This window comes from Veillonella sp. CAG:933 (genome assembly GCF_000431435.1).
Lineage (GTDB): Bacteria > Bacillota > Negativicutes > Veillonellales > Veillonellaceae > Veillonella_A.
In genome coordinates this window covers 1-10,892 of record NZ_HF986238.1, presented here as the reverse complement: position 1 = coordinate 10,892, position 10,892 = coordinate 1, and the positions used below count along the sequence as shown (strand labels likewise).

Below are 10,892 nucleotides of genomic sequence, written 5' to 3'. Positions count from 1 at the left end.
CCGCCGATGAACCGACCGGCGGCTCTCATATGACGCTTGTGCTGAGCGGTAACTATGGAATTTCCCAAGCTGATGCGGAACTTCTCAAGCGAGATCATTCAAGAGAACGGGAAGTGTATCCGGTAATTCGCCCGGTAGTCGAAAAAATGGCCACCATAACCAATAAAGCCTTGACGGACGGGGCCTATCGCAAGAACGGTCCGGTATATGTCGTAGGTGGGGCCACTAATTTTACCGATTTTGCTGATACCTTTGAGAAAGTCATCGGACGGGAGGTTATAAAGCCTCTATATCCGGAATTTGTAACCCCTTTAGGAATTGCTCTTGGCAGTGTATAACTCAAATGTGGATTTCATGGCTAAGGTGAAGTGCTGATAGAGTTAAAAAACATTGCTACAGGCAATTTTACAGGGAATGAGGTAGTTATGGACGAAATTATTGCAGCAGTACTCAAACGCTTGCAGGCGCGAATGGAAAGCCGAGGACAGGTGGATTTGGCTCACGACGGCAAGCTTGAGGAACGCACCTTGCTGCATCATCAACGGGTGGAGGTTACCGGCGTAACTCAATCACAATTAAACGAACTGACGGAGCGAGTCGAAGGTCCTTTAGTGACTTGGTTTGACCGGGCTGTCGCTTATGGTTGCGATATGACGGTTGTTACGGATATGTGTGTCAACCAACAATGGAATCCGGCGATGATAGTAAGCTGGCCGTTTACCTTTAAAGATAAACAAGGTCGCAAGGTATACAGTTTCAAAGAGCGCATCATTAGTGCGTCGGCGATTCGTACCTGCAACAAAGAGTCCGTTATACTAATATTTCGTGGTCAGCGATTTACCGCTCTCGGGCTTGATGAATTGCGCGACCGCCACCTTGTATGTGTAGAAGGGACGAAACGATATGCAGACTGGTAGAGTAATAGGCAGTATTGTATCGACACAAAAACACGAGTCCTTAGTGGGCTTAAAGTTGATGATTATACAATACGTTGACGGCAATCAGGAACCGTTACCTTCGTATGAAGTGGCGGCGGACACTGTGAGTGCCGGGATTGGTGAATACGTATTATTGACCCGCGGTTCTTCTGCTCGTCATGTATTCGGCGACGGACAGGACATCAATAGCGCTGTTGATTGCGCTATCGTAGGTATTATAGACAGTTTTGATAAATAGGAGGCCCACCATGGCTATTTACACAAAAACGGGCGATAAGGGCACGACGGGACTGTTTGACGGTACTCGCGTTGCCAAAAACTCGGAACGGGTCAACACCTATGGCACCCTTGATGAGTTGAATGCGCACTTAAGTGTGTGTGAAAAATTGGTGCGGTATCCGGAAACAAAACAAATTTTACATAATTTACAAGGCCTGTTATTTAGACTTTGTGCGGAAGTAGCGACGATGGATCAAGCTAAACTAACACAGTACAGCACCCTCATCAGTGAGGAGGATATAAAAGAGCTGGAATCAATCATCGACCGCTATACGCAATTATTGCCACCGCTCACAAGTTTTATATATCAGGGCAATAATTTAGCAGCTGCTGAGCTTCATGTGGCCCGTACCGTTTGCAGACGGGCAGAACGAAAACTCAACGGTTTGCGGCAGGGCGAACCGGTTAGACCGACAGCGTTAGCGTTTGTAAACCGGTTGTCTGACTGCATCTATACGCTGGCGCGTATGGAAGACTTCATGTTCTATGTGGACGAAGTTTCTTCAAAGGTTATGGCTAAATTGGATGGGGCAGTAGAAGCGGCTTCACCTGCTAAGAGCCATACCGAGGTTGGAACCAAGCCCATAAATGAAGAAGAACGACTGCGTCGTATGGCCATGTGCTTACTGGAAGGAGCAACGGCTAAAAGCGAAGCTATGGGCGTACCGGTTGTTATTACTGTAGTGGATGTACACGGTAATCCTGTTCTTACGTATCGCATGGCTGATGCGTTGCTCGTAAGTACCGAAATTTCGGCCGGCAAAGCCTATACGGCAGTGGCTCTAAAATGTAAGACCCAAGCTTTGAAAGAAATCACTCAGCCCGGGGCTGATTTATATCAAATTGAATCCATGGTATCCAGGCCTTTAGTTACATTTGGCGGCGGCTTTCCGCTGACGCAAAACGGTAAGCTCATAGGTGGCTTAGGTATTAGTGGGGGGACAGTCGCTGAAGATGTGACTATCGGAGAATATGCAATGGATTATATGGAGGCAAAGTATGGAAAATAAACAAGAGTTAGAACGTATGATTCGCTCTATGGTTATGAATATTATGAATGGTACGGACACAGCAGCTACCGCTTCTGAAGGTGCCTTACCTGACGAACCGGGCGTTTTCAGTACTGTTAATGCAGCCGTAGCAGCCGCTAAACAGGCACAAATTCAATTCGAAGAATGCACCTTGGCTACACGCGGTAAGGCCATTGAAGCGATTCGTCAGAGTATGCGTCCGTTAGTGAATAAATTGGCTCAGATGACCTATGACGAAACCGGTATGGGCCGTGTAGCAGATAAGATTATTAAATTAAATCTTACTCTCGACAAAACACCGGGGGTAGAAGACTTAGTAACGGAATGTGAAACCGGTGATAACGGGATGACTTTATACGAATTATCCCCGTACGGTGTTATCGGGGCTGTTACGCCAAGTACTAACCCAAGTGAAACTTTAATTTGTAATGCTATTGGCATGTTAGCGGCAGGCAATGCGATTTTCTTCAGCGTTCATCCGGGTGCTAAAAAAATATCCCGTTGGCTCGTAAGCGAACTTAATAAAATCGTAGCTGATGCTATCGGCATTAATAACTTAATCGTAACGATTGCAGAACCGTCCATTGAAGCGGCTCAGGAAATGATGGTACATCCGGATATTCCTTTATTGGTTGTAACCGGTGGCCCGGGCGTTGTACATCAGGCATTGTGCAGCGGTAAAAAAGTAATTGGTGCCGGTGCCGGCAATCCGCCTGCATTTGTTGATGAAACAGCCAATATTCGTCAGGCTGCTCAGGATATCGTAATGGGCGCCAGCTTTGATAATAATATTCTCTGCATTGCAGAAAAAAGCGTGGTAGCCGTTCGTTCCATCGCCGACGAATTGATTGAAGAAATGAAAAAGGCCGGTGCGGTTCTTATCGAACGAGAAGATCAAATCCAAAAATTATTGGATATTACGTTGCAGAAAAACTGTACACCAAGCCGCAAATATGTAGGCCGCAATGCCGCTGTAATCTTGCGTGATGCAGGTATTGAAGTAGACGGCGATCCTCGCCTCATCATCATGAAAACCGACAAACATCATCCGTTTGCTACGATTGAAATGTTGATGCCGATTTTACCGATTGTAACGGTAGAAAACTTCGAAGACGGTTTGGCAACTTGCTTATTCTTAGAAGCCGGCTTACATCATACGGCAACCATGCATTCTCTTAACTTGGAACGCCTTAACAAAATGGCACGCGCTATGAAAACGTCCATTTTCGTTAAAAATGGTCCATCCTATGCCGGTCTCGGTTACAACGGTGAAGGGACTACAACGTTTACGATTGCTACACCAACCGGCGAAGCAACTACATCGGCTCGTCACTTCGCACGTCGCCGTCGTTGCTGCTTAACTACAGGCTTCCAAATTCGTTAGGAGGCAGCTATGAATCAATGGACATTTCCTACTAAAATCTTTGCCGGCCATGATTCCCTCTTACGATTGAAGCAATTTCGGCAAGAGCGGATCTTGGTCGTGTGTGATCCGTTTTTAGAAGGAACAGAAAATTTAAACTATATTTTGAATGAGCTCCGCCCACAGAACGAGGTGAGCATTTATACGGACGTTGTGCCGGATCCGCCTATCAGCCATGTGGTTAAAGGGGTGGAATTCATTCAGAAACTACAACCTACAGTAGTAATTGCCATTGGTGGCGGATCGGCTATCGACTTAACCAAAGCCGTATTGTACTTCGCTCGTCATATGGGGTATGGCGGGGTGCGTTATTTTACGGTAATTCCGACTACCAGCGGCACCGGTTCCGAAGTAACGTCATTTGCCGTTATTACGGATCCTACTTCGCAGACAAAATATCCTATATTAGATGAAAGCTTATTGCCGCAAGAAGCGATTTTAACGCCGCTTTTTGTCAAAACGGCACCACCTAAAGTAACGGCCTACAGCGGTATGGACGTATTGGTTCATGCTATTGAAGCCATCGTTTCAACGGGGGCTAATCATTTCACGGATGCGCTCGCCGAAAAAGCCTTGGAGTTGGTATTCGAATACCTGCCTAAGTGTTTTGCACCGGGAGCTACGGAAGAAGACCGCATGGGGATGCATGAAGCATCCTGTATGGCGGGGCTCGCTTTTAACCGAGCCGGACTCGGTATTACCCACGCCTTAGCACATCAGCTGGGCGGTCAATTCCACATCCCTCATGGTTTGGCCAATGCGATGCTTATCGCCAGAGTCGTTATGTTTAATGCTTTTCATAGTGAAAAAGCGTATGAGAAATATGTACAACTTGCAAAGAAGCTCGGCTTTGCAGATAGAGGTACAGACAAGAGAGATGCTTTAGTTGCGTTAGTTAAAGCTATCTTACAACTTGCGCGAACCGTTGAATGTCCGCTCAATATCAGTGCGGCTGCCAATGTTTCGGCACAGGAGGCAAGACAGAAAGTTTCTATTATGGCGGATAAAGCATTGCAAGATATGACCTATCAGACAAATCCATATGCCGCCTCGAAGGACGATCTGGAAAATCTATTATTAATGATCATGTAAGGAGTCGCGTATGGATACACAGATCCTGATTAGTGAGTTTATTGGCACAGCAGTTTTAATGGCTTTTGGTAGTGGGGTTAACTCCTCGGTTTTACTAAAAAATACGTTGGCGAAAGCGTTTGCGCCAAATTGGATGAGTTTGATTTTTGGTTGGGGTCTGGCCGTAACCTTTGCCGTGTATATCGGTATAGCACTCGGCGGTCCGGCTCATTTGAACCCGGCTATTACTATTTCCTTCGCTGCCGGCGGCCTTTTTCCGTGGGACCAGGTATTGCCTGTTGTGGCAGCCCAAATGTTGGGAGGCTTCGTTGGTTCCGCTATTACTATGATTCACTATTTCCCTCACTTCAAACAAACCGGTCCGGATGAAGGCAATGTAGTTGGTATTTTTGCCACCGGCCCGATGAGTGATAACCGCTTCATGAACTTATTATCCGAAGTTATTGCTACGTTTATGTTTATATTGGCAATTCTTTGTCTCGGCAAAATGAGTGACGGTTTATTCCCATTCATCGTTGGTATGTTAGTTGCGTCCATTGGTTTTTCCTTCGGTTCTACCACCGGTTTTGCGCTCAACCCTGCGCGCGACTTTGGCCCTCGCTTGGCCTATGCAATCTTACCGGTACCTAACCGCGGGACGGCTAATTGGGGTTACGCCTGGGTTCCTGTTATCGGACCTATCATCGGGGCAACCATAGCCGTATTATTCTTCTTGGCTGTTGCGCCTAAATAAGAAAACGACGAGTATCCTAAACGCAGATCATTAACTCCCCAGCTATTAATTTTAGTTAAGCGGGTTGTTGGTATATGAATCGCAATTAGGATGGGTATTAAAGGGATACAACGTATTCAGCTTAGGCTGATACGGAGTGAGTAATGTTAGGTAATTACTGCTCATAAAAAGAGCGGAGGAGGCTCAGGGCGGTAATTACCTAATGAATCATAAAGTTTTAATCAAACGAATTGATGGATCATATACGACAAATTAAAACATACCAGACTAATTGAAACATGTCAGGAATCTGAGTATATCAATTATAAAGGGACTGTGGCTTGCACAGAAAGGATTGTATTATGGATTTTTTAGACGCTGTAGAAAATAAACAACGCATTATTCAGGAATTTGTACCCGGCAAACAGGTTACAATTGCTCATATTATTGCGAATCCAAAGCCGGAATTATTCCGCAAAATGGGGTTAGATGAGAAAAAACGCGGAGCTATCGGTATTTTGACGATTACTCCCGGTGAAGGTACCATTATTGCTGCCGATATTGCGACTAAGGCTGCAGGTATTGAATTGGGCTTTGTGGATCGCTTTTCCGGTGCCTTATTGATTACGGGTGATGTATCCGGTGTAGAATCGGCTATGAAAGCCGTGATGGAAGGTTTGGATAAAATTTTAGGATTTTTCCCAACGCAAATCACACGTACCTGATGAATTAATTCGTCAGTTATTCATGCTAGTGTCATTTATTTAATAGGTATTTAGAGGAAATCTGTAGTATAATAGATGTCAGTGGTGCTAGTGGCCTGCAGATTCGGAGGTGAGCAGATGGAACAGACGGACCAAGCGTTAAAAACTGTAATCATGGTGGGGCGTACGGAAGTTGGTAAGACGACGTTGGCCAATACGTTGATGTACGGCAGTCCGGAAGCTCGAAAAACTCAATCCATCGGCCGCATTGGATCGATTATCGACACACCCGGTGAATTTGTAGAAAATCCCATATATTATCGGGCAATTTTGTTGAATGCCTATGATGCAGATATCGTCTTGTTTTTAAATGAAGCGGATGAAAAGGAAAGTATTTTTCCGCCGAACTTTGCCGCTTCTTTTAATCGAGAAGTTATCGGGGTTATTACGAAGATGGACCTAGGTGGCGATGTGACCAGAGCTCGCAAAAATCTTAAAGAGGCGGGAGTCAGCCGAATATTTGAAATATCGGTACATGATGCCGAATCCGTAAAGGAATTGCATGATTATATTTCTCAGGAGCCGCAACCGTAATATACGGGACGCCGGTATAAGACATTAGTAGTGAATATGATGGTGGTAAATTATGAATTTTAAGCAGAATTTAGCAAGTGTATTAGCTGGTGCCTATAAGCTGGATTATCGTTGGCTCCAGATTAAGAATCATGAAATATTTATTTATAAGGATGTAAAGAACGCTGCGGAAACACCGCTGGCTTTACATTTCGATCCTGCCTTCAATGCGCAGGTTATCACATTGTGTGAAGAAACCGTAGGTTCTATTACTGAACCGATTTTGATTGATACTATTTTACAAGCTCATTGTGCGGCGGAAGCCCATGAAATTTATTATGATGAAAAGCTCTATGCTGAAAAAGCGGTAGCGATTCGTCATAAGCCTAATGAATTGACCGCTATTTTAGAAACCGGCGAGCGCTATTTGCTCACTTTGAACGGCGTAGTTAAAACGAATCCCGGCGACTGGGTAATTCGTGGCGTTAACGGGGAAGAATATCCTTGTGATCCGGAAATTTTTAAAATGTTATATGATGTAATGGACGAATCCAAAAAATAATATATTGAATAGGATTCTTAATTATCGAATGTTCAGGCATCGGTCTATTGACCGATGCCTTTTTGTATGTAATTTCAGAGAACTAAAAAGGATGATGAGTCAGGTGGCTCATCATCCTTTTTTCATAGTATGTTACATTTAGGAATAGTAAATCTTAACATGTTTCAGTATTCAATTGGAGATACTATATAAGTGATTTATAGTTTTACGGTTTCCCCGTCTTCAGGAATGGTTACTTGATCTTGTAAGCCCATGCCGTCAACGTATTTTTTCATCGTTTTGCGGTCAACAACAGCATGGTTTACCGTATCCATGTGAACCGTTAAGATTTTAGCGTTAGGCGCTAAGGTAGCAGCTTTACCTACATCTTCGGTACCCATGATGATGCTGTCTTCAAAACCGAGTAATTTAGCATAACCGGTGTTCATTATGAGTACGTCAGGATTGAATTTGCTGATAGATTTAGTAATATCCGGAGTCCAAACGGTGTCCCCCATGATGTAAACAGTTTTTTCGTTTGGCATGGTGAATACAACGCCCATGGTTTCACCTAAGAGGTCGGCCGCCTGTTTATTTTGGTACATAGCGTCGGTACCGTGAGTTGCGTTGCGGTGAGACAATGTTACACCTTCAAAGGTAGCTGTATCGCTTAATACACGTACATCTTTAAAACCTTGGCTCTGAATTAAGGCTTGGTCAGATGCGTTTTGAACGAAGATAGGGGTATCTTTGTTAATGCTTTTAGCAGCCGCCTCATCCCAATGATCCGGATGAGTATGGGTTACTACTACAGCATCTACATCGTTTAAGATTTCATTAACAGATTTTGGAAGGTCAACGAGTGGCACCCGTTGCTGACTGTTGAAGGTACCTTCAAAGCCCGGGAAGCTGTTTTTAGCAGCAAAGAATGGGTCAATGAGGAATGTTGTATCGTTGTAAGTTAATTTACCGGTAGCATTGCGGATATGTTCGTAAGAGCTGTCTGCAGAAGCAGTAAAACCGGTAGTAGCAATTACAGTAGCGGCTAAGAGGGATGCAAATAATTTTGATTTCATGATAATTCTCCTTTACATAATACACACATACTTTAAATTTACACAATTGTTTTTAACACTAATTTTAGCACTGATTTAATTTTTTCGATTAATTATGGCTTAAGTATAGCAGAATCTGTTATACTTGAAATAACAAAAAAAGACAATGTGTAAACTAATTTGACACATTGTCTAAAAGTGTATAATTGGCGAAAAAATTTTTAATGTAAAATAGCATAAATCAGCGATAAGTATTTTTACTTATATACTTGTGTAACTATATGTAACAGTGTATGGGAGGATGATGTATGAAGATTATGTCACGCAAAGAATATACCAGGCATCAAATAAAGGAAGCCTTGTTAATGCTTTTGAAAAAAGAATCATTTGAAAAAATCACTGTATCACAATTGAGTAAGACCGCCGGCATTACGCGTGCTACCTTTTATCTGCATTATACTAATCCGATGGATGTAATCGACGAGCTTTTGGAAGATGCTATAATGGCAGCCGGCGATAATGACGTAGAGGATGATAATTTAGCGCAGATTACGAAAGCTTTGAATCGGGCAAAGACCGGGGACGAACTGTATGCTGCTTATGAGTCCGTATTTTCACGGCTACCGCTCTGTCAGCGCGTTTCCGGTGAGCGTAAATATATGCCAATCTTTAAAGATGTCTTATTGGCTGAGCATATTATATATAATTTATACTTTAATGAACGGCCTAAGCAAGTGGCAGCGCTTACGAAAGAGTTAAAAGTCACGGAAGCCGTAGCTAACGCTATTTTTTTGTTTTGCGTGCACGGACTATATGCTATAAATCAAAAGTATAATTGGCAGCGTACCGAAGAGTGGCTTATGGCACAGCGGGCTCTGTTCCAATTTATGCAATCAGGAATGCAAGGCGTAGCACAAAATCGCAATTAATCGGCAGTAAATGACAATTTTAGGTGGTTTAATTGTAATATGATAGCAGATTCAGCAAGTAAGCAATTTTAATGAATCTGCTATCTTTTTAATTGCATATATAGTAATGGATACGGATTACCTTGCTCATCAAGTTCAGTGCGTTTATATACGCTAAATCCCATGTGTTCATAGAAGCCCTTAGCTTCCGGATTTTGCTCATTAACGGCAACATGATTAATTTCATAGGTATCGATGCCGTATTGAATCAATTGTTTACCAAGACCATGGCCACGCATGACCGGTGCGATAAACAACATCTCCACGGTTTGCTCGTCAATGCCCATGAAGGCAATAGGTTGTTGTGGATCATCTTCGGCTATAATTAAGTGGGGAACGGCGGTTAAAGCTTCGGGGACATATTCTTTGATAGCTAATATTTCATCATTGGATAAAAATAGGTGGGTGGCTCGTACGGAGGCTTCCCAAACAGTTGTTAATTGCTCGATAAGAGCGGTAGGACGGTTAGATACTTCGTATAGTTTCATAATAAATCACCTTTATATAAATCTCATTTTAATTACTTTAGTATAATCATATAGAGTATTAAGAAGATTATATCATATGCAGGCCGATAAGCACGGTAGGAGAGAACAGATAGTAAGATACCCGGAATATATTGAAGTATACAGTAATACACTAAAATGCGCCTTAAAGCAAAAAAGCCCATAATACGAATGCTTTTGCGCAAACGCATTATGGGCTTTGAATTATTGGTTATGTTATTTTTCCGGATGATGCACGAGTACTTTATCCGTATCGATTTCGTGGATTTTGTGGAAGTATTCTTGAGCATATTCCAAATCTTCCGGTGTGTTGATGTCGATGAAAATATCCGCTTCCAACGTGTTTTCCTTCAATGGTAATTGTAAAAGCGGTACTTCTTTGTAGAAGGAATGAAGCAATTTTTCACCGGCTGCGATTTTTTCTTTCATAATCGGTAAGAGTTTACGATTATAAATGGCGTGCAAGCAAATATCTTTGCCGTTTAGGATAGGTACTACGACTTGAGCAACGCCTTGGGCTTCTACCATGCGGTCCAATACTACGAGGGAGAGGAACGGCATGTCAACGCCGATAACGAAGAGGTTTTCCGCATCGGTCGCTTCAAAAGCTGTCGCTACGCCGCCTAAGGTATGATGGCCCGGATATTTGTCTTCCACAACCGTGGCGTCCTTTAACGGTTCAAATTTATCGAAAAGGGTCTTATTATCGGTTACAATAATAGGGTCTTTTTCGAAGGAAAAAGCTAACATAGTATAAATAGTTTCAATTAATGTTTGGTCGCCGAATTTGGCAAACACTTTGTTATAACCCATGCGGGAACTGTTGTGACCCGCTAAGATAACCGGTTGTAAAGTTGCTAAATTTTCATACATAATAATGACCCCCTTTAAAATGTTCCTCTGTATAATAATGATACCATATACGCATAAATGAAATAAAGAAAAATCATGTGAAATTGAAATTCTATAGTATTAATTTTGCATAATACATCTTGATTTAGAGGACTATATGAGCATAACGTATACTCGAAAAATGAAGTTGAAAATCACTTCCAATTAACCCTAAAAAA

13 protein-coding genes and 1 pseudogene are annotated in these 10,892 nt (G+C 42.8%); 11 read left to right on the top strand and 3 right to left on the bottom strand.

What is annotated here, in order from left to right:
- From QZL64_RS12500 to QZL64_RS12455, 10 genes and pseudogenes are all read left to right on the top strand, one after another.
- Positions 1-338 (top strand): annotated as a pseudogene (locus QZL64_RS12500) (ethanolamine utilization protein EutJ); the annotation flags it as partial.
- A gap of 87 nt (positions 339-425) precedes the next feature.
- A complete protein-coding gene (gene pduM / locus QZL64_RS12495) occupies positions 426-917 on the top strand; it encodes a PduM family microcompartment protein (RefSeq protein WP_021842294.1) in 492 nt (163 codons plus the stop codon).
- Positions 904-1,176: a EutN/CcmL family microcompartment protein gene (locus QZL64_RS12490; RefSeq protein WP_006555514.1), complete on the top strand. Its 273-nt coding sequence runs from the start codon at positions 904-906 to the stop codon at positions 1,174-1,176. Before pduM ends, QZL64_RS12490 begins: the two co-directional genes overlap by 14 nt.
- A 10-nt stretch (positions 1,177-1,186) precedes the next feature.
- Positions 1,187-2,227, top strand: coding sequence for a cob(I)yrinic acid a,c-diamide adenosyltransferase (locus QZL64_RS12485; protein ID WP_021842293.1), 1,041 nt, complete (start codon positions 1,187-1,189; stop codon positions 2,225-2,227).
- The gene (locus tag QZL64_RS12480) at positions 2,217-3,632 is read left to right on the top strand and encodes an aldehyde dehydrogenase family protein (RefSeq protein ID WP_021842292.1); all 1,416 of its coding nucleotides are present in this window, start codon (positions 2,217-2,219) and stop codon (positions 3,630-3,632) included. Before QZL64_RS12485 ends, QZL64_RS12480 begins: the two co-directional genes overlap by 11 nt.
- Before the next feature lie 9 nt (positions 3,633-3,641).
- Positions 3,642-4,763, top strand: coding sequence for a 1-propanol dehydrogenase PduQ (locus QZL64_RS12475; protein WP_021842291.1), 1,122 nt, complete (start codon positions 3,642-3,644; stop codon positions 4,761-4,763).
- A gap of 10 nt (positions 4,764-4,773) precedes the next feature.
- Entirely contained in the window at positions 4,774-5,496 is a 723-nt protein-coding gene (locus QZL64_RS12470) for an MIP/aquaporin family protein (RefSeq protein ID WP_021842290.1), read from the top strand.
- A gap of 341 nt (positions 5,497-5,837) precedes the next feature.
- Complete coding sequence (gene eutS, locus QZL64_RS12465; RefSeq protein WP_021842289.1) at positions 5,838-6,200, top strand: ethanolamine utilization microcompartment protein EutS; 363 nt, start codon at positions 5,838-5,840, stop codon at positions 6,198-6,200.
- A gap of 117 nt (positions 6,201-6,317) precedes the next feature.
- On the top strand, positions 6,318-6,773 hold the full coding sequence (locus QZL64_RS12460) for a EutP/PduV family microcompartment system protein (protein ID WP_021842288.1): 456 nt from the start codon (positions 6,318-6,320) through the stop codon (positions 6,771-6,773).
- A 52-nt stretch (positions 6,774-6,825) separates the two neighbouring features.
- Entirely contained in the window at positions 6,826-7,314 is a 489-nt protein-coding gene (locus QZL64_RS12455) for a hypothetical protein (RefSeq protein ID WP_021842287.1), read from the top strand.
- A gap of 197 nt (positions 7,315-7,511) precedes the next feature.
- Here the strand turns inward: QZL64_RS12455 and QZL64_RS12450 are convergent, their stop codons facing one another.
- Entirely contained in the window at positions 7,512-8,369 is an 858-nt protein-coding gene (locus QZL64_RS12450; RefSeq protein WP_021842286.1) for an MBL fold metallo-hydrolase, read from the bottom strand.
- A gap of 287 nt (positions 8,370-8,656) precedes the next feature.
- On the opposite strand from QZL64_RS12450, the gene QZL64_RS12445 reads away from it, so the two are divergent.
- Positions 8,657-9,277 (top strand): TetR/AcrR family transcriptional regulator, encoded by a 621-nt coding sequence (locus QZL64_RS12445; RefSeq protein WP_021842285.1) that lies wholly within the window; start codon positions 8,657-8,659, stop codon positions 9,275-9,277.
- An 80-nt stretch (positions 9,278-9,357) separates the two neighbouring features.
- Here the strand turns inward: QZL64_RS12445 and QZL64_RS12440 are convergent, their stop codons facing one another.
- Both QZL64_RS12440 and mobA read right to left on the bottom strand, forming a co-directional pair.
- Positions 9,358-9,804 carry a GNAT family N-acetyltransferase gene (locus QZL64_RS12440; RefSeq protein WP_021842284.1) on the bottom strand — a complete coding sequence of 149 codons (447 nt, stop codon included), beginning with the start codon at positions 9,802-9,804 and terminating at the stop codon, positions 9,358-9,360.
- Between the two features lie 234 nt (positions 9,805-10,038).
- Entirely contained in the window at positions 10,039-10,695 is a 657-nt protein-coding gene (mobA, locus tag QZL64_RS12435; protein WP_021842283.1) for a molybdenum cofactor guanylyltransferase, read from the bottom strand.
- Positions 10,696-10,892: the final 197 nt, after the last annotated feature.